The sequence below is a fragment of the Pseudoalteromonas sp. SG44-1 genome (genome assembly GCF_014164315.1).
In the GTDB taxonomy this organism is placed as follows: domain Bacteria; phylum Pseudomonadota; class Gammaproteobacteria; order Enterobacterales; family Alteromonadaceae; genus Pseudoalteromonas; species Pseudoalteromonas rhizosphaerae.
In genome coordinates this window covers 54522-73494 of the sequence record NZ_JACJEW010000023.1, presented here as the reverse complement: position 1 = coordinate 73494, position 18973 = coordinate 54522, and the positions used below count along the sequence as shown (strand labels likewise).

Here is an 18973-nt window from a genome sequence, read left to right as displayed (position 1 = left end):
TAACTGATTAACTCTTGCAGCTTAAGCGTTGCCTGCTGCCGTCTCAGTGGGGTCGCATTATAGGGCGCGGCGAATTTTACGCAAGCGTTTTTTAAAGAAAACTTGAAATAAAGTGCTGTTCGTTCAATTTACGCGCTAAACAGCTCAAAAGTGCTAGTTTAGTATACAGCACAGATCCTAGCTGGCCATTTTATAGGCTCTACTGCTACACTATTTACCTCTTACTATTGAACTTATTCTTAATTTATTAGGTGTTTTATGGCAATCCGTTCTTATAAAGGAATTACTCCTCGTTTTAACCAGTCTGTTTATATAGATGAGTCGGCTGTTTTAGTTGGTGATATCACATTAGGTGAAGATAGTAGTGTATGGCCGTTAGTAGCAGCACGAGGGGACGTTAACTATATACGCATTGGTGAACGTACTAACGTGCAAGACGGCAGCGTGTTACATCTAACGCGTGCCAGTAAAAGTAACCCAGATGGTTATCCATTAATTATTGGTGATGATGTTACCGTTGGTCACAAGGTTATGTTGCACGGCTGTTGTTTGGGTAATCGTATTTTAGTCGGCATGGGCGCGATTGTAATGGATAATGCCATTATTGAAGATGATGTGATAATTGGTGGCGGTTCATTAGTTCCACCAAACAAGCGCTTGGAATCGGGCTTTCTCTATGTGGGTAGTCCAGTAAAGCAGGCGCGCCCTTTAACCGAGCAAGAGCTGAGTTTTTTAAAAGTATCAGCAACTAATTATGTTGAGCTTAAAGATGAGTATCTAGCTGAGGATTAACTCAGCACTGAAACAATGATTTGTCCTGCCGAGTTATATTCTTCATTCTCGATTAGTTGCTCGGCTATATCTTCATAGTCAAAACGCGCCTGTTCAAAATGTAACTTTGCAGCTTGTTGGTCTGCCAATGTTAGCGTGCGTGTGTCAATGACACATTCAACCATTAAGCCACTTACTTGAGCAAAAAACGTTAACTGCTGGGATTGTACGTTAAATTCAAATCGGTCGATAAATTGGATTGCTTGGTTCATGCAAGCTCTCCGGTTTTTAATGCTCGAACAACAGGGAGTATTTCAGGCATATTATTGCGCCACACAAAATAGGCTTGTGCAGCTTGCCCTACTAGCATGCCACTTCCATCAAGTACGTTAATATTAGCCTTATAGCCCTGAGCCCATTGCATAAACAGCGTATTTTGCTGTGAATAAAACATATCATAAACATGTTCACAGCCATCAAGGTGTTTTTTATCAAGCGCAGGCAATTCACCAAGCATACTGCTAGATGTAGAGTTTACAATTAGCGAGTAATCACTTACTGGCAAATCATCAAAACCATAGCCAGTTACATTACCGTATTGGGCAAATAATTCAGCTAGTTCCTTAGCTTTTGCTGCCGTACGATTGACTATAATGATTTCACTCGGCTGTTGTGCCAATAACGGTAAAACCACGCCACGTGCAGCGCCTCCGGCACCTATAAGTAAGACCCGTTTATCTTTAATGGTAACCTGATTCGCAAGCAGATCGTTCACAAAACCAATGCCATCGGTGTTGTCACCTAGCAAGCGCCCATCATCTAATAACTTAATAGTATTTACTGCTCCGACAATGGTTGCCAATTCAGTTCGCTCATCAACTAGCGCAAATGCTTGCTCTTTAAATGGCACTGTAACATTAGCTCCTTTACCGCCTGTGGCAAAAAAATCGGCCACGGCTTTTTTAAAACCATCAATCGGTGCTAATATTGCGCTGTATTCGATTTGTTCGCCCAATGAGGTTGCAAATTGCTGATGTATCGCAGGGGATTTTGAGTGTTTAATAGGATTTCCAAAAACTGCATATTTGTCCATATTTGAGCAACCTCTTTGTGCAGTAACATTACCTCGTAACTTACTGCTAATTAATGATGATAAAACTATGATTAAACGATTCTTTTCAAAATCGAAACCACCAGAACAACAGCAAGCACCAACGCCAGAAAAAACACCTTATCAACTGATGGGTGGAGAAGCTGGTGCTTTAGCACTTGCGAATCGATTCTACGACATTATGGCCAGCGATGAATACGCTAAACCGTTATATGATATGCATCCTCAACCATTGGACCGTATTCGCCAAGTGTTTTTTGAGTTTTTATCAGGGTGGTTAGGCGGCCCAGACTTGTTTGTTGAAAAGCATGGTCACCCTATGCTGCGTAAACGCCATATGCCTTTTCCAATTGATCAAGATTTACGAGATCAATGGATGTATTGCATGAATAAAGCGTTAGACGCGGAAATTGATAATCCCTTATTACGAGAAGGGTTACGTAAATCTTTGGCACAACTTGCCAGTCATATGATTAATCAGCACTAGCACTTCTCTTTAACTGCACGTTATTTGCGCTAAGTCAAAACGGCCTTTTTTTAAATATAGATAATACGTGATCAAATATTTAGAAAAAGCGTCGTGCGTGTGAAATCAATCCAACATAAAATTTATGCCCTATTGGCCCTAACAGGCATTATTGTGTTAATTGCCAGTATTCTTAGTAGCTCAAGCCAACAACGAACGCTTGCGCAAGACACTGTTGCAGAAAATATTAAGCTTCTTGCTGATAACTACTTTGACTCTATCAATACTTTGATGATCACAGGCACCATGGCAAATAGAGAGCTATTAAGCCAAAAACTACGCAAGCACCCAAATATTGAAGATGCGCATATTATTCGCTCCCCAATTGTTAATAAACTTTATGGGCCGGGCAATAAAAATCAAGCGCCGAGCAACGATATCGAACGCGAGGCTTTAGAGGCTTTAAAAGGCAAGGAAACATTGCTAATTGATCAGCAAAATAATAGCCGCAGTATAACTTTTCTGCGCCCTATGTTTGCCAGTAGCGATTATAAAGGCACTAATTGCCTTGGCTGTCATCAAGCACAAGAAGGTGATGTACTCGGCGTAGTTAAAATTAGTTACTCATTAGCTGATATTGATAATGCGGTGACTTACAACACCCTAGTAAATACCGCATTACTCTCTATTATTTTTATTATTGCCTTTGTATTACTGGGCATTATGTTTAGACAAATTTTTATTGTACGCCTTAAAAAGCTAGGTCATGCTATGCATTTAGCTACAACCAACAAAGATTTAAGCCTGCGAATTGACGATAGCGCTGAAGATGAACTGGGTTGGCTCGCCACCAGCTTTAATAAGATGATCGCCACCTTTAAAGATAATATTGCTCAAGTATCTCATTCATCAAAAGTATTGATCCACTCAGCAGAAAAAATTTATACCTCAGCGGATACTACTGAGCGCGCTATTTTAGAGCAAAAGAAAAATACAGACTCCGTGGCAGCTGCTATAAACGAACTAGAGAGCTCCTCTAATGAAGTAAAAAACACCACTCACTTTGCCTCTGAAAAATCAGAGAACAGTAATGAACTGGCACAACAAAGTATGCATGTTGCTGAACAAACCGAACTCAGTATTAATCAATTGGCAGACGATGTTCGCCAAGCTGCAGCGCAAGTAAGTCAACTACAAGTACAAACACTTGAGGTAGGAAAAGTACTCGAAGTGATTAGCAGTATTGCTGAACAGACCAATTTGTTAGCTCTTAATGCTGCGATTGAAGCCGCACGTGCAGGTGAAGCTGGTCGGGGCTTTGCTGTGGTGGCTGATGAAGTACGTACGTTGGCAACTCGTACTCATGCATCCACCGATGAAATTCGTCGCACAATCGACAAACTGCAATCCGAAGCGGCGCAAACGGTTAAAACCATGGGTGAATCGTGTGAGGAGGCTGATGCTAGAGCGCAACAAGTAAAAAATGTTGCTCAAGCTTTAAAAGATATTTCTATGCAAATGAATGAAATAAATCAACTTAATATTCAAATAGCCGACGCGACAGAACAACAAAACTTAGCCGCAGAGGAAATAAATAGGAGTGTTATTGGTATTAGTGATAACGCTGAGCGGTCATTAGTGGATGCTAACGATAACCAAAAAGTAAGTGAGGAGCTGTTAAATCTAGCGCGTTCACTGGATGAGCAAGTAAGAAGCTTTAAATTGATGTAATACTTAAAGTTGCCAGTCAATAAACCAGATATTGACTGGCAGCCTGCTTACTATGCTAGCCCTAACCAGTCTCTTGGTTTTAAAAAGTCAGCGTATAGCTTATTTTCAGCACTGCCTTCTTCGGGTGTATAGTTATATTCCCAACGCGCTAGCGGCGGCATCGACATTAATATTGATTCTGTACGTCCGCCACTTTGCAAACCAAATAAAGTGCCACGATCCCACACTAAGTTAAATTCAACATAACGGCCACGACGATAAAGTTGGAAGTCTCGTTGCTGCTCAGTAAATGGGGTTGCTTTTCTACGTTCAATAATAGGTAAATAAGCATCTAAAAAGCCATTGCCTACTGCTTGCATAAAGGCAAAGCTTTGCTCAAACCCGGCTTCATTCAAATCATCAAAGAATAAACCGCCGACACCGCGCGTTTCATCGCGATGTTTTAGGTAAAAATACTCGTCACACCATTTTTTATATTTAGGGTAAACCTCATCTCCAAACGGCGCACATAAATCATGCGCGACTTGATGCCAATGTTGAACATCTTCAAGCTCAGGATAAAATGGCGTTAAGTCAAAACCACCACCAAACCACCAAATAGGCTCCTCACCTTGCTTTTCTGCAATGAAAAAGCGTACGTTAGCATGGCTCGTTGGAATATGTGGATTGTTTGGGTGGATCACTAGCGAGACACCACAGGCATGGAAGCTACGACCAGCAAGTTCTGGACGATGCGCAGTTGCCGATGCCGGCATTGAAGCACCAAACACATGCGAGTAGTTCACCCCACCTTGCTCGATCACATTGCCACCACGAATAACACGAGTTCGCCCACCACCGCCTTCTTCGCGCTGCCAACTGTCTTCTACAAACTTGGCTTGGCCATCAGCTTGCTCTAAACCTTGGCAAATTGTGTCTTGCAAGGCCATCAGGTAGGTTTTTACTTGTTCGAGTAAATTGCTGTGCATGGTTATCCTCTAAATACTTTGCCGGTCATTACATCTTTAATAGTGCTAGGCTGCGTGTTACCACCAAGTGGTTCATCTACATAAAATGCCACCAGCTCGCCAAACTCACTTTTAGCCATTGCAATACTAGTGACCGTATCATGTCCTGATAAGTTAGCACTAGTAGACACAAGAGGTTTGCCTAATTCTTGGCATAAGCGCTTTACTGTTGGGTGATTAGTTACACGCACAGCAATACTATCAAATTGTCCTGTTAACCATTTAGGCGTACCTTTAGCCGCTGGCATAACCCAAGTAATTGCGCCGGGCCAGCTGGAAAAAATATCAGCGCGTTTATCCATCGGAATTTTTGCATCATCAACATACTTTAATAATTGCCCATAATTATCGGCAATTAAAATTAAGCCTTTCTCAACGGGCCGCTGCTTTATTGCAAGTAAGCGCTCCACAGCTTGCTGATTATCGGGGTCACAGCCTAAGCCATAAACAGCTTCGGTTGGGTAAACAATAACCCCGCCTTGCGACACAGCAGCAAGGGCAGTTAAAGGAACTGAGGTAGTATCAGTCACTGAAAATCTCCAAATACAATAAAATTAAAGCCGGTAATTATTCGCTCACCGTGAATTTATGCGAGCAACTTTTCTGAGGGCATTGTAGCACAACACTATTGGTCATTTGCTTTTGCATCATTACTGGCCATTGGCACGCGGGGCAGATATGGCTAACTGGTTTGTGATTGAGTGTGTATTTACAACTTGGATAGCTATTACATGAATAAAATGTTTTACCAAATTTATTACTACGCGCCACTAACTGGCCTTTTTTACACTTAGGGCAAGCAGGTAAAACTTCTTCATTTGGCTCAGGCTCATCATGAGCAATATAGTGACACTCAGGATAACCCGTACAGCCAATAAACATACCATAGCGGCCATTCTTCACTACTAGCGGATTACCACACTCTGGACAAGGGCTATCATCAAGTACTTTGATTTGTTGAGTATCATGTTGAGCAAGCGAGCGAATAAAATCACATTCGGGGTAACTCGCACAGCCAAGGAAAGGACCTGATTTACTGTTGCGGATCACAAGCTCTGAACCGCATTTAGGGCACACTTCGTATTCTTTTTCTAAGGCATGTTGATTTGCAGAAAAAAGCGATTGGTCGATTTTACTCATGTGTTCCCTAAGCAGCTGACTAATTTTCGCCTAATATACCCAAACTAATTAAAGATACAAGCGCAGTACTTGCTTAATGTACTACCTCTGCTGGCTCATCAAAAATAAGTTCTTCCATTTGTGCATAAGCTTGCTCTGAGCCTGGCACATTAAACAACACCATAAGTACCACCCATTTTAAATCATCAAGTGATATATAAGCTTTATCTAATGCGAACAAACGATCCATAACCATTTCACGCGTTGCGCTGTTGATCACTCCGACTTGTTCTAAAAACATTAAAAAGCCCCGACACTCTACGCTCAGCATGTGGCATTCACTATCGGTAAAAATACGTATCGCATGTTGTGGGAGGCGGTTTAAATAAGGGAATTCATCACTGTGCTGCAAGTCAGCAAGCTGCTCAAGCCAATCAAGTGCTTTGTATATTTCGGGCTTATTAAAGCCGGCACGTAATAATTCGTCAGTGAGTTCATTATGCTCAACAAAGACTTCGGCTTCGCTGTGAATGTAGTTTTCAAACAGATACATGAGGATATCGAACATGTTACTTTCCTCCACACTAAGCTTATCGAACTCTAATATAGCCATCTAATACACGCTCTACTCTATCTTCCAATTCAAGATCAAGTAAACGTGCTTGCACTTTATCTATTGGCCACTGGCTACGCTGAGCAATTAAATCAACAGTTGTTACTTCAAAACCAACACTGTTTAGTATTTCGCAGGCAGGTTCATCAACCGTTGCTTCTTCTATAGTATATAGACTGTTTTCGCAGAAAAAGCTCACTTCGTCGAGAATATCACTGACATTTTCCACCAGCTTTGCACCTTGTTTAATTAAAAAGTGACTGGCTTCAGAGAGTGGATTTTTAATTGAACCAGGCACTGCAAAAACTTCTTTGTTTTGCTCCAGCGCATAACGCACGGTGATAAGCGAACCGCTTTTTATTTCAGCCTCGACAATCAACACACCTAATGACAAACCAGATATTATACGATTACGTCTTGGGAAGTTATTAGCATTAGCGGCTGTACCGGGTAAAAACTCGCTCACCAACATCCCCCGTTCGGATACTTGATCGGTGAGTAACTTATGCCGTTTAGGATAATAAACATCCACTCCAGTACCAAGCACTCCAATGGTTTTACCATTGCCCGCCAGCGCTCCTTTGTGGGCAGCACCATCAATACCAAGCGCCATTCCGGAAGTTACCGTTAATCCAGCCACAGTGAGTTGATGAGCAAATTCAGCGGCGATCTCTAAACCGATTGGCGTGGCATTGCGGCTTCCAACAATAGCGATTTGCGGACTGGTCAATAACTCTAAATTGCCTCGGCAAAATAGCAATAAAGGCGCGCTAGCAATTTCTTTTAATAATGGTGGATAGTGAGGATCGAAGTAATCAATTGCGGTTATCTGTGAGTTAACAATTATCTGTTGATAATAGTCAACTTGCTGCCAATCGGTTGCTAGTAAATTAGTGGCGACCTGCGGGCTTAAACCATGACCGGTAAGCTGATCGTGAGTCAGCTCAAACAAATCATCTAATGGCAGTTTTTGTGCCAATGCCAATAAGGTTTTAACACCTAAGCCTTTACATAAATAAAAGGCAAGCCAATGGGTTAGCTTGCCTGATGAATCTTTCATGCTCCCTCCTTAGAGCACTCAAACCTGAATTAATTTATAACTGCAAAATCACCGACTCGGATTGGGTGCTGGTTTTTTACGATTAAGGCATAACTAACGTTTTTATAAACTTTAAACACCATTAGCTGCCCGACCTGTTCTTTTGGCATATGCCACACAGTCGTGTCGGCATCTGCCTCAACGCCAAAAAATTCGTTGGCGTTTGTTACTAACTTTTCAAGGCTATTTGAATCTTCTTTGTAGCGTGGGCCATTGCGACCATCAAAAACAGTCGGTGATTGACGCTCAATATCTAAAATATGGCCTTCTTTAATTTGCTGCTCTGACCCTAAGTTTAGCACTACAATATCCATTGTGCTGAATTCTCGTAATCCACTCACTGATGCGATGATTTCACCTTGCACTGGCTGCTCAGGACGGTGAATATTAAAATACGCAGGTAATAGCTGACCTTCTATCGCAGGCATTAAAAAGTCACCCGCTTTGATTTCTCTCTTTACCTGTTCAATTTTAACTGAAGCAGGTACACCATTGGCAATATCACCTTTTCTAAATACACGACCCACCGCCACTAATTGTGCTTTATTAGCCAACACTTCGTTCGTTTGCGGATCAACATATGCTTCGCCGTTGCGGTAAATAGCGTATGACTCGTGTAATTTCAGCTCACCTTTAACATAAACTATATGGCCTTCGGTATTCATTTTAGTGTTGACATTGGCACCTAAAATATAAGGTTTATCGGCAATGTCTTCAGCATTTAGTGCTTGCTCATAGGTTAGGTAAGGACGCAGCAGCTCAAGAGGTAACGTAGGGATCGCATTTTTACCTTTTTGTACAATTCGACCATGTGGAGAAAGCTTTTTATAACCCTGATTAATCACCAAACGTGGATTACCGTGCTCATCGTAGATTAAAGACAGTGCATCCCCTGGGTAAATTAGGTGTGGATTATTAATTTGTGGATTCATTTGCCAAAGTTCCGGCCACTGCCAAGGCTCTTGCAAATAAACTCCTGAAATATCCCAAAGTGTATCGCCCTTTTTCACAACGTATTGTTTAGGCGCATCTTTTTTTATAGTTAATACATCTGCTAACGATGGGAAAGTAGCACTTAATGCCAACATTGCCGCGAGTAATGGGTATTTCATTGAGCTTCCTTGTGGTGTTTTTTCATTATTATCAACCAAAACCTGTTAAAGGTGAACGCGAATGGCTAAAATAAGAGCATACAATACCCTAAATTAAGCACAAGTGAAAAAGGTTACTATGGCTAGGTTAGAAGTTTTAAGATTTCCAGATGAGCGTTTACGTACAATAGCAAAAGAAGTGGTGCAAGTTGACGACCAAATTCGCCAAATTGTAAAAGACATGCTGGAAACTATGTATGATGAAAACGGCATTGGATTAGCTGCGACTCAAGTCGATATTCATCAACGTATTGTGGTCATTGACGTATCAGAAGAACGTGATGAACCGTTAGTATTGATCAACCCGACAATCACTAAACAAGATGGCACCACGGTAAGTGAAGAAGGCTGTTTATCTGTGCCACACTCTTATGCAAAAGTTGACCGCGCAGAAACTGTAACAGTGACCGCATTAAACGAAAATGGCGAAGAGTTTAGTTTAGATGCTGATGAGCTATTAGCAATTTGCATCCAGCATGAGCTTGACCATTTACAGGGTAAACTATTTATCGATTACTTATCACCGTTAAAGCGCCAACGTATTCGTAAAAAACTTGAAAAAGAAGCTAAGTTAGCAGCGCAATAATACCTTAGTAATAATTAGGAAGTTCAGTGACACAACCATTACGCATTATTTTTGCCGGTACGCCAGACTTTGCTGCGCGCCATTTACAAGCTCTTATCGACTCAGAGCATCAAATTGTTGGCGTGTATAGCCAACCCGACCGTCCAGCAGGGCGCGGTAAAAAACTCAAAGCCAGTGAAGTGAAAGAGCTAGCACTGGCAAATGAGTTAGCAGTGTTCCAACCTGCCTCATTAAAAAGTGACGACGCTCTGGCTGAACTAAGCAGCTTAGATGCTGACCTTATGATCGTGGTCGCTTATGGATTACTGTTACCAAAAGCAATTTTAGAGGCGCCACGGCTTGGTTGTTTAAATGTACACGGCTCAATTTTACCGCGCTGGCGTGGTGCCGCGCCGATTCAACGCGCTATCTGGGCCGGCGATGAAGAGACTGGCGTCACCATAATGCAAATGGATGAAGGCCTAGATACCGGCGACATGCTGCATATTAGCCGCTGCCCTATTACCGCCACTGAAACAAGTGCAAGTTTATACGCTAAGCTTGCCGATTTAGGCCCAAGCGCACTAATAGACACCATTACTAAGTTAGCTAATGGCGAAATTACCCCGCAAGTACAAAATGACGAGCTTGCCAATTACGCTAAAAAGCTATCTAAAGACGAAGCAAATATTGATTGGTCGATGGACGCAGCGCAAATAGAGCGTAATATCCGCTCATTCAATCCATGGCCGGTCTGTTTTACTCAAATGGGTGAACACACTGTAAAAGTTTATCAAGCTAATGTTGTTGACCAGCAAGGCACGGCAGGAACGGTATTACAAAGCGATAAACACGGCATTGTGATTGCCTGTGGTACTAACGCACTTAATATCACTCAAGTACAACCACAAGGTAAAAAGCCAATGGCCATTACTGACTTTTTAAATGGTCGAGCAGACTGGGTAACTCCTGGCACACGAATAGGCGAACACAATGAGTAATGTCAGGGCGCTTGCCGCCGAAACTTTATATAACGTGGTTGATAAAGGCGCCTCATTAAATCAAGAGCTGCCTTTTGCCAGCCAAGGTTTACCACCTAAAGATAAAGCGTTATTACAGCAAATTTGTTACGGCGTACTGCGTTATTTACCAAGTTTAGAAAATTATTGTCAACATTTAGTTGAGCAGCCACTTAAAGGTAAGCGCCGTATATTCCAGTTCTTACTGTATGTGGGCATTTACCAACTACAACATATGCGGGTTCCACCGCATGCAGCAATTAGCGAAACGGTTAATGCATTAGAACAACTGCGCGCATTGGGTTTAAAAGGCTTGATCAACGCTATTTTACGCAGCTTTCAGCGCCAGCAAGTAGAGCTTGAAGAAAAAGCCAAGCAAATACCAGTGTGTTTATACAACCACCCAAACTGGTTTATCAAACAAGTAACTGAAGCTTACCCTGACTCTTGGCAAGCTCTACTAGAAGCGAACCAGCAGCAAGCACCAATGTGGTTGCGTGTTAACCAAGCGCAATATAGCACCGCTGAATATAGCGAAATGCTCACTGCTAATGACATTGAACATACACTCAATCCTGATTTCCCTGATGGTATTAAGCTGGATAAACCGCGCGATGTGTTTTCGTTGCCTGAATTCGACACCGGCGCATGTTCAGTACAAGATGCAGCAGCACAGCTTGCGGCACGCTTGTTAGATCCAAAAGCTGACGAGCATATTTTAGATGCCTGCGCAGCACCCGGTGGTAAAACCTGTCACATTCTAGAACTCGCAGATGCTGATGTACTGGCACTTGATAGCGATGCCACCCGCCTTGAACGTGTAAAGCAAAACCTTGAAAGAATTGGCTTAGGCGCTGATTTACAATGTGCCGATGCTTCGCAGCCACACAAATGGTGGGATGAGCAACAGTTTGACCGTATTCTATTAGACGTTCCTTGCTCTGCAACAGGTGTAATTCGTCGTCACCCAGATATCAAATGGCTACGTCGTGCATCAGATATCAATGATCTGGCGACACTCCAGGGCGATATTCTCAATAGCATTTGGCCATTATTGAAACCAGGTGGCACGCTAATTTATGCAACCTGCTCGGTATTACCACAAGAGAACCAACAGCAAGTCGCTAAATTTTTAGCAAATAATAACGATGTTGAACATATCCCGCTACATGATAACGATACCCCAAGCAACCCTGGGCTGCAGTTACTGCCTGGTGAGAGTGACGGATTTTATTATGCCAAGCTTATAAAAACACACTCATAAGAAGCTTTTAGTAAACCATGAAAATAATCATACTCGGTGCAGGACAAGTAGGCGGTACACTCGCTGAAAACCTGGTAGGTGAACAAAACGAAATCACGGTTGTTGATATTGATGGCAACCGATTACGTGAGTTACAAGATAAATACGATCTACAGGGTGTTACAGGTCATAGTGCCCACCCTGATGTATTACGCCGCGCCGGTGCGGAAGACGCCGATATGATCATCGCAGTGACCAGTTCAGATGAAGTGAACATGGTCGCTTGCCAAGTCGCGTATAGTATTTTTAATACGCCGACTAAAATTGCTCGGATCCGTTCTGAGCAATACTTAAAGTACCGCGAAAAGCTCTTTCAAAACGATGATTTACCTGTTGACCACTATATTGCTCCAGAGCAACTAGTGACTAAGTATATTCGTCGCTTGATTGATTATCCTGGTGCGTTACAAGTTTTAGAGTTTGGCGATGGCATGCTCTCGCTGGTTGCGGTAAAGGCTTACTACGGCGGATTGTTAGTCGGTTATGCATTGTCAGCATTAAAAGAGCATATTCCTAATGTTGAAACTCGTGTTGCTGCGATTTACCGCCAAGGTAAAGCAATCAAACCACTGGGTACTACAGTAATTGAAGCGGATGATGAAGTGTTCTTCCTCGCTGCCACCAAACATATTCGTGCAGTAATGAATGAACTACAGAAATTAGAGCGTTCATACAAAAAAATTATGATTGCTGGTGGCGGTAATATTGGCGCTGGGCTTGCTCGCTCTCTGGAAAAGAATCATAGCGTAAAATTGCTTGAACGAAATAAAGAACGTGCTGAGCAGTTATCAGAAATGCTTGATAATACAGTGGTGTTTTGTGGTGATGCGTCAGATCAGGAGTTGTTATCAGAAGAACACATCGAACAAGTTGATGTATTCATCGCGGTAACCAATGATGATGAAGCTAATATTATGTCAGCCATGCTCGCTAAACGCATGGGTGCGCAAAAAACCATGGTGCTTATTCAGCGCGGCGCATATGTTGATTTAGTGCAAGGTGGCGAAATTGATATTGCCATTTCACCACAGCAAGCCACGATTTCTGCCCTGCTTACCCATGTTCGCCGCGGTGATATTGTTAATGTGTATTCATTACGTAAAGGCGCAGCAGAAGCCATTGAGGCTGTGGCCCATGGCGACGAACATACCTCTAAAGTTGTCGGCCGTGCAATTGCTGATATTAAGCTGCCTGCAGGTACCACGATTGGCGCGATTGTCCGTAATGATGATGTACTCATTGCCCACGACGACACGATAATTCACTCAGGCGATCACGTCATTATGTTCTTGATCGATAAAAAGCATATCAACGTAGTTGAAAAACTGTTCCAAGTTAGCGCTATCTTTCTCTAAATTACTCCTCACCTTTCGACACAAAGCAACTGTATCGAAAGGTGAATTTCCACCCCAATAAACACAAATGAAAATCAATCTCAAAAGCATTTACTTCCGTACCCAAATCCATTACTCTCACGCTGTTTGATAATCAAGCGTTTTCTCTTTCTGTGAGAAGTTAATTTCACATTTTTTAATATAAATGGATTTCTTCAAATGATACACCCAACTTTAAACACCCCTCTTTGTGTTACATATTGCAGTGTTATTGGTATTCTTGTGTGTGGACTATCAACAAATGCAAATGCCGAAGCTAAAAACGACATTGAAAAACTAACCATAGTGGGCCAGCAAGATAGCGGCTACAAAGTCAGTGCAATGAACTCAGCAACAGGGCTTGATCTCAGCCACTTGCAAACTCCGCAATCAGCTATCGCTATCACCAGTGAATTTATGGCCGATCAACAATTAAATAGTGCTATTGAAGCCATCACCAGCGTAACCGGCATCAATGCAAGAGAGGCCGATAATGGTAAATATTCAATTTCAGCGCGCGGTATCAGTGTTACCAGTATTTTATATGATGGCATAGCAACTACTTATGATACCCGATTTAATTACGGCGATAACTTAACAGATACTGCTATTTATGAGCGGATTGAAGTTGTCCGTGGTGCCACAGGGTTAATGCTCGGTGCAGGTAATCCATCAGCAGCAATTAACTTAATACGTAAGCGCCCTACTGTGCATAACCAAGTAAATATTTCTGCAACGGTTGGTTCTTGGCAAAACTATCGTGGTGTGGTTGATGCATCGGGTAGTTTAAATAGCAGTGAAACCGTGCGTGCGCGTGCCGTACTCGCCTATCAAGATCAGCAATCATATCAAGACAGGTTCAGCCAAGAAAAAACCACATTATACGGTATTATCGAAGCTGACCTAACTGATAGTACCCTATTAACTTTTGCTGTTGATACGCAAACCACAGACCCAAAAGGCACGATGTCGGGTGGACTACCTATTTTTTATAGCGATGGCACCCGAACAAACTATGATAGAGAAACATCCACAGCGCCAAATTGGTCATCTTCAAAAACTAAAGCATTGAATAGCTTTATGAGTATTGATCATTACTTCAATGCTAATTGGCAGCTAAGTGCGAGCTATATATATGGTAATAATGACCTACATTACGATGTTTTTTGGGCGACAGGTAACCCTGACTCACAAACGAATATAGGCATGATGCCCGGTTCAGTAAATTATATTGATGCCAAGCGGATTCAGCGCACCTACGAGATAGAGCTTACCGGTAGATTTAACTGGTTAAATCAAAGCCACCAAGTCATGTTTGGTTACAATAGCCAAGAGCAAGACTTTACAACCCCCTACTTCCCGGGGCAAGAAGAGGCAGAAATCATCGGCGATTTTACAGCCCCAAACTATGACTACCCAAAACCAACTTGGCAAGCTACACCCGCCTTTGGCTCTTATGGCACAACAGAGCAAAATGCTTTGTACTTTGCTTCACAACTTAATCTAACAAATTCACTCTCATTGGTTTTAGGAAGCCGATTAAATCAATGGCAAACAAATCAAGATAACTTTGGCAGCCAACATGATTATAAATTAGATAACGAGCTGACCAATTATTTAGGTGCTACTTATAGCTTGGCAGATAATTGGGCACTTTATGCTAACTACACCGATATATTTACCCCGCAAAGCCGCGTCGATAAAAATGGTAATTACCTTGACCCAATTCAAGGTCAAAATTATGAGCTAGGTATCAAGGCCTCATTATTGGACGAGCGTTTAGACATTGCACTATCGGGTTTTGAAATTCAGCAAGACAATGTGGGCGAATACACTGGCGAAACAATTCCAGACACTCTTCAGGCAATTTATCAACCAATTGATGGTACGGTCACCCAAGGGCTTGAGTTTGAACTTAATGGTGCATTTACTGATAGTTGGAATGGCTATTTTGGCTACACTTATAGCGAAGGTGAAACGCCCGAAGGTGACATCCTCAATAGCACAAACCCAAAAAATCAATTTAAGTTATTTACCACTTATAAATTAGATCACCTGTTAACAGGGTTGAAAGTCGGTGGCGGTTATCGCTGGCAAAGTCGCAGCTATGATGAAGTAAAAAACCCAGTTCACGGTCAAGTTGAAGTAGAGCAATCAAGTTATGGCATCGCAAGCCTTATGAGTAGTTATCAAATTAACTCACAAGTGTCTGTTAGCGTAAATATTGATAACTTATTTGATAAAACTTATTACAACCAAATCGGTTTTTATAATCAATACCGCTATGGTAACCCGCGAAAATTTTCACTGCAATTTGACTACAGCTTATAACCATTCAAGTTAACCAAAAAAGCAGCTTAATGAAGCTGCTTTTTTGGTACTGTGCTGTACGTTTTATTGTACTCTGGCAAACTCTTCTTTTGACAATTCACCATTGCTATCAGTATCTAAATCAGAGAAAATTTCAACTAATTGTGCATTTACTGATGCTTCTTTTTGGCTGATCACGCCGTCTCCATCAGTATCAAATGTGTCAAAACTAACTGCTGCAAACGCAGTTGATGAAGCCGCTAAGGCAAAAATAGCAAGTGCTGTATTAATATGTTTCATAGTGTTATTCCTAATAATTTAAAAGAAAGAAATCCTTTTCAGAGATCCCTGTTTGTGGAAACTGAAATTACGCTTTTGAAAATTCTTCTTTTGATAACTCACCGTTTTGGTCAGTATCAAGCTCAGCAAACTTAGCTGAAATAGTCGCATCAGCAGATGCTTCTTGTTGGCTGATTACACCATTGCCATCAACATCAAGAGTATCGAAGTCAGTTGCTGCAAAAGCAGCTGATGATGATGCCAACGCGATAAGTGCTAATGTTTTATTTAATGTGTTCATAATTATCTTCCTTCCAAAATTTAGTGTGCTTGCTTAATCAAATGCGCAGGTCCTTTGCAAAGATCCTTGTGTGAAAATAAGCGATTACGCTTCAGAAAACTCAGCTTTTGAAAGCTCACCATTACCATCAGTATCTAACTCAGCAAACTGGCTCATTAATTTTGCATCAACTGCCGCTTCGCTTTGGCTGATCGTGCCGCTACCATCAACATCTAAGGTGTCAAAGTCAGTACCTGCAAATGCTGCTGATGAAGAAGCTAATGCGATAAGTGCTAATGTTTTATTTAATGTGTTCATAATAAATATTCCTTCAAAGTTTATGGTTGTGAACTTAAGTGATAATCACCGTTTCGTTCAAGACAACTAGAGTATTACAACTTCGGTGCCAACAATTTATTACCATTAAAAATCATTGAGTTACATTGTATTTTGATGTTTTCGTGGAATTTAGAAGGACTATTCTGTTGCAGTTTAGCAACAAGATTTATGCGTTAACCTATAAAACCATATAAATCAAATGGTTAATAGTTATAAAAATGACACAACTCGATAAACTATGCTGATAATAGTGTTTTTTTCAAAGATGAGTACCCTAACCGCAACTGAACAGCAACTTTAACTGATAAAAATTAAATTTTTTTCATAAATTAACAATCTGAATTGTAAGGGGAAATTAAATTTATTTTGGTAAGTAAAAAATAAAAACGCAGTTAGTTTATGAAAATTCGTGTTTTGTTGCCATTATGCGAAACAATAGCAACGATATTGCAGTTTTAACGCTCTGGGTATTCTTACAATTTAATTAAGCACCAACAATTTCAATCACAATATGTGTTTTCACCGAATTGGCGATAAAACATAACTCATGAGCCTGGTGATGCATTTCTTCTAATTGCTCTGCACTAGGTTGCTCATTTTCGGCAAACTTCACACATGGTTTTAAAGTTACTTGAGTCATCGACATACGCCCATCACTAGCGCGCTGCATCAAACCAACGGCATCATCTTGATAGCTATCAACTATAAACTTATTTTTTGCCGCAATAGATAAGAAAAATAACATATGGCAGCTCGACAATGACGCAATAAATGCCTCTTCGGGGTCGACACTTTCTGCCACAGAATATGGCAGTGGCACGATATGCGGTGAGGAGGATGCAGCAATAGTTGCCCCACCATCAAATTGCCACAAGTGACCTCGGCTATATTTATTATCGATAAACAACTCTTCTGCTTGGCGAGACCACACAACACTTGCTACATATTCAGACATTGAAATTTTTCATCCTAAGTAAATTTACACATCCCACAGCCCAGAATTTTATCCGGCCTACTAAAATATCCGTAACGAGCATAAAAAGATTCTTTACCTTTGGCTGAGAGCAGTCCGATGGTTGCATTTTTTTTTGCTGCCCCAGCCAAATACATTTCTATATTATCCTTAATCAACGCACCAATACCTTGCCTTTGAAAGTCAGGATCGACAACAACATCTTGGATATAAAAAAATAAACCACCATCACCTATTACACGACCCATACCAACAAGTAGCCCCTCCTGTCGGATCACTACATGAAATAACGAGTTGTTTAAACTAGTATTCGCCAGATCAGCGTTAACTTTACCCCAACCGACTTTCTCTCTTAATAAACAAAATTCTTCTAAAGATGGACAGCTCAGTTCCACGGTATAGCTAACACTTTTCACTAAGCCTAATCTCCGTCATTCAATATCTAATTCATCTTTGCTTAAGCGTTTTACAAAGCAACACTTACTGTTGAAATCTAAAATTAAATTACAGCACCAACGAAAATGCACTCAACCACAACAACTGCACACCATAAGCTAATCGTTGATAAGTGCCTACACTGCCTTTTTGCTTAAATGCTTGCGTCAACAAAACTAAAAAGTAACAGGTAATACACACACACAAAATTGAAAAAAGCCGAAATGAAATACCGGTATATGAACTTACAGCAACAAAAATTGGCGCAATCAGCAAAGACAGCAGCATTACCAAGCCAGCCCAAGAATGTATTTGGCAACTCAAAGTAGGGTTTTTAGTATTAGGATCCGCATCCATAGGGAAGTAACCAGCAATCCAGGTACCCACACCATGAATCATGACAAGCCAACCGACCAACGTAATTAATATAGCGGTATTTTCCAGTTGTACGACATACCAACCAAATAAACAAAATAGTAATCCAAGAGGATAGTTATTAATAAGCGGGGATAGTTTTTCCGTGGGACTGCCAGCAGCACCGAGCTCGCTGCAAAATTGCTTTGCATGACTATAGTTTGGATAACACCTACCAGCGATATACACCCCAGCAACAATCCATATACTCGCGCTTAGTGCTGAATATAAACTAATAATCTCTAACATTAGCAACTTCCATGTATAAATTAATACCACGATAATAAGCTGATGTATTTATGTTGTAAATAATATACTTAACCGCACAGGAAGCACACAGGCATAAAAAAAACAGCCCGGGGGTATTGGCTGCTTTTGAACGTAATCAATGTAAAAGTCCTTTTAAAATTCCTTGTAGGCGGAAGCTATAATTAGGCCTTTGCGAACTCAGCTTTTGAGAGCTCACCGTTACCGTCTGTATCAAGCTCTGCAAATTTACTCATAAGCTCAGCATCAACCGATGCTTCACTTTGGCTGATTGCGCCGTTGCCATCAACATCTAGCGTATCAAAATCGGTAGCAGCAAACGCCGCTGATGAAGATGCCAGTGCGATA

General features: G+C 41.4%; 23 protein-coding genes. 8 read left to right on the top strand and 15 right to left on the bottom strand.

The genetic code is table 11. From position 1 onward, the window contains the following. The first annotated feature begins 258 nt into the window (after window positions 1-258). A complete protein-coding gene (locus H5187_RS12335; RefSeq protein ID WP_182797911.1) occupies window positions 259-792 on the top strand; it encodes a gamma carbonic anhydrase family protein in 534 nt (177 codons plus the stop codon). Here the strand turns inward: H5187_RS12335 and H5187_RS12330 are convergent. Beyond that, window positions 789-1043 (bottom strand): DUF1488 domain-containing protein, encoded by a 255-nt coding sequence (locus tag H5187_RS12330; RefSeq protein ID WP_182740635.1) that lies wholly within the window; start codon window positions 1041-1043, stop codon window positions 789-791. The genes H5187_RS12335 and H5187_RS12330 overlap by 4 nt on opposite strands. Next, entirely contained in the window at window positions 1040-1864 is an 825-nt protein-coding gene (gene aroE, locus H5187_RS12325) for a shikimate dehydrogenase (RefSeq protein ID WP_145241784.1), read from the bottom strand. The genes H5187_RS12330 and aroE overlap by 4 nt, the downstream gene beginning before the upstream one ends. Before the next feature lie 67 nt (window positions 1865-1931). On the opposite strand from aroE, the gene H5187_RS12320 reads away from it, so the two are divergent. Both H5187_RS12320 and H5187_RS12315 read left to right on the top strand, forming a co-directional pair. Beyond that, a complete protein-coding gene (locus tag H5187_RS12320; RefSeq protein WP_145241782.1) occupies window positions 1932-2369 on the top strand; it encodes a group II truncated hemoglobin in 438 nt (145 codons plus the stop codon). Window positions 2370-2468: 99 nt separating this feature from the next. Further along, the gene (locus H5187_RS12315) at window positions 2469-4079 is read left to right on the top strand and encodes a methyl-accepting chemotaxis protein (protein WP_182797910.1); all 1611 of its coding nucleotides are present in this window, start codon (window positions 2469-2471) and stop codon (window positions 4077-4079) included. Between the two features lie 50 nt (window positions 4080-4129). Here H5187_RS12315 and hemF read toward each other — a convergent pair whose 3' ends face one another. From hemF to H5187_RS12285, 6 genes are all read right to left on the bottom strand, one after another. Next, a complete protein-coding gene (gene hemF, locus H5187_RS12310; protein ID WP_182740634.1) occupies window positions 4130-5047 on the bottom strand; it encodes an oxygen-dependent coproporphyrinogen oxidase in 918 nt (305 codons plus the stop codon). 2 nt (window positions 5048-5049) lie between these two features. After that, the gene (locus tag H5187_RS12305) at window positions 5050-5616 is read right to left on the bottom strand and encodes an L-threonylcarbamoyladenylate synthase (RefSeq protein ID WP_182718493.1); all 567 of its coding nucleotides are present in this window, start codon (window positions 5614-5616) and stop codon (window positions 5050-5052) included. A gap of 37 nt (window positions 5617-5653) precedes the next feature. Continuing rightward, window positions 5654-6226, bottom strand: coding sequence for a type I DNA topoisomerase (locus H5187_RS12300; protein WP_182718494.1), 573 nt, complete (start codon window positions 6224-6226; stop codon window positions 5654-5656). A gap of 73 nt (window positions 6227-6299) precedes the next feature. Then, window positions 6300-6773 carry a DUF494 family protein gene (locus tag H5187_RS12295; protein ID WP_182740632.1) on the bottom strand — a complete coding sequence of 158 codons (474 nt, stop codon included), beginning with the start codon at window positions 6771-6773 and terminating at the stop codon, window positions 6300-6302. A gap of 22 nt (window positions 6774-6795) precedes the next feature. Further along, on the bottom strand, window positions 6796-7878 hold the full coding sequence (gene dprA / locus H5187_RS12290) for a DNA-processing protein DprA (protein ID WP_182797909.1): 1083 nt from the start codon (window positions 7876-7878) through the stop codon (window positions 6796-6798). Between the two features lie 29 nt (window positions 7879-7907). After that, window positions 7908-9029, bottom strand: coding sequence for a LysM peptidoglycan-binding domain-containing protein (locus tag H5187_RS12285; protein WP_182761700.1), 1122 nt, complete (start codon window positions 9027-9029; stop codon window positions 7908-7910). A 118-nt stretch (window positions 9030-9147) separates the two neighbouring features. Here H5187_RS12285 and def point away from each other — a divergent pair, with 118 nt between their 5' ends. From def to H5187_RS12260, 5 genes are all read left to right on the top strand, one after another. Next, a complete protein-coding gene (def, locus tag H5187_RS12280; protein ID WP_145241766.1) occupies window positions 9148-9654 on the top strand; it encodes a peptide deformylase in 507 nt (168 codons plus the stop codon). A 26-nt stretch (window positions 9655-9680) separates the two neighbouring features. Then, window positions 9681-10634, top strand: a complete 954-nt coding sequence (fmt, locus tag H5187_RS12275) for a methionyl-tRNA formyltransferase (RefSeq protein ID WP_182740630.1) — start codon at window positions 9681-9683, stop codon at window positions 10632-10634. Further along, window positions 10627-11916 (top strand): 16S rRNA (cytosine(967)-C(5))-methyltransferase RsmB, encoded by a 1290-nt coding sequence (gene rsmB / locus H5187_RS12270; protein WP_145241763.1) that lies wholly within the window; start codon window positions 10627-10629, stop codon window positions 11914-11916. Before fmt ends, rsmB begins: the two co-directional genes overlap by 8 nt. Window positions 11917-11933: 17 nt before the next feature. Further along, complete coding sequence (gene trkA / locus H5187_RS12265) at window positions 11934-13310, top strand: Trk system potassium transporter TrkA (RefSeq protein WP_064668279.1); 1377 nt, start codon at window positions 11934-11936, stop codon at window positions 13308-13310. Window positions 13311-13508: 198 nt separating this feature from the next. Then, complete coding sequence (locus H5187_RS12260) at window positions 13509-15659, top strand: TonB-dependent siderophore receptor (RefSeq protein ID WP_259399464.1); 2151 nt, start codon at window positions 13509-13511, stop codon at window positions 15657-15659. Window positions 15660-15722: 63 nt separating this feature from the next. Here the strand turns inward: H5187_RS12260 and H5187_RS12255 are convergent, their stop codons facing one another. The 7 genes from H5187_RS12255 to H5187_RS12225 form a co-directional block, all read right to left on the bottom strand. Beyond that, window positions 15723-15938: an EF-hand domain-containing protein gene (locus tag H5187_RS12255; protein WP_182740628.1), complete on the bottom strand. Its 216-nt coding sequence runs from the start codon at window positions 15936-15938 to the stop codon at window positions 15723-15725. Between the two features lie 67 nt (window positions 15939-16005). Beyond that, window positions 16006-16218: a calmodulin gene (locus tag H5187_RS12250; RefSeq protein ID WP_145241760.1), complete on the bottom strand. Its 213-nt coding sequence runs from the start codon at window positions 16216-16218 to the stop codon at window positions 16006-16008. Between the two features lie 84 nt (window positions 16219-16302). Then, entirely contained in the window at window positions 16303-16515 is a 213-nt protein-coding gene (locus tag H5187_RS12245; RefSeq protein WP_145241758.1) for a calmodulin, read from the bottom strand. A 505-nt stretch (window positions 16516-17020) separates the two neighbouring features. After that, complete coding sequence (locus H5187_RS12240) at window positions 17021-17491, bottom strand: OsmC family protein (RefSeq protein ID WP_182718499.1); 471 nt, start codon at window positions 17489-17491, stop codon at window positions 17021-17023. Between the two features lie 14 nt (window positions 17492-17505). Continuing rightward, window positions 17506-17925, bottom strand: a complete 420-nt coding sequence (locus tag H5187_RS12235) for a GNAT family N-acetyltransferase (protein WP_310736613.1) — start codon at window positions 17923-17925, stop codon at window positions 17506-17508. 88 nt (window positions 17926-18013) lie between these two features. Next, window positions 18014-18607 carry a DUF998 domain-containing protein gene (locus H5187_RS12230; protein ID WP_182718500.1) on the bottom strand — a complete coding sequence of 198 codons (594 nt, stop codon included), beginning with the start codon at window positions 18605-18607 and terminating at the stop codon, window positions 18014-18016. A gap of 182 nt (window positions 18608-18789) precedes the next feature. Continuing rightward, on the bottom strand, window positions 18790-18972 hold the full coding sequence (locus H5187_RS12225) for a calmodulin (RefSeq protein ID WP_310736559.1): 183 nt from the start codon (window positions 18970-18972) through the stop codon (window positions 18790-18792). Window position 18973: the final 1 nt, after the last annotated feature.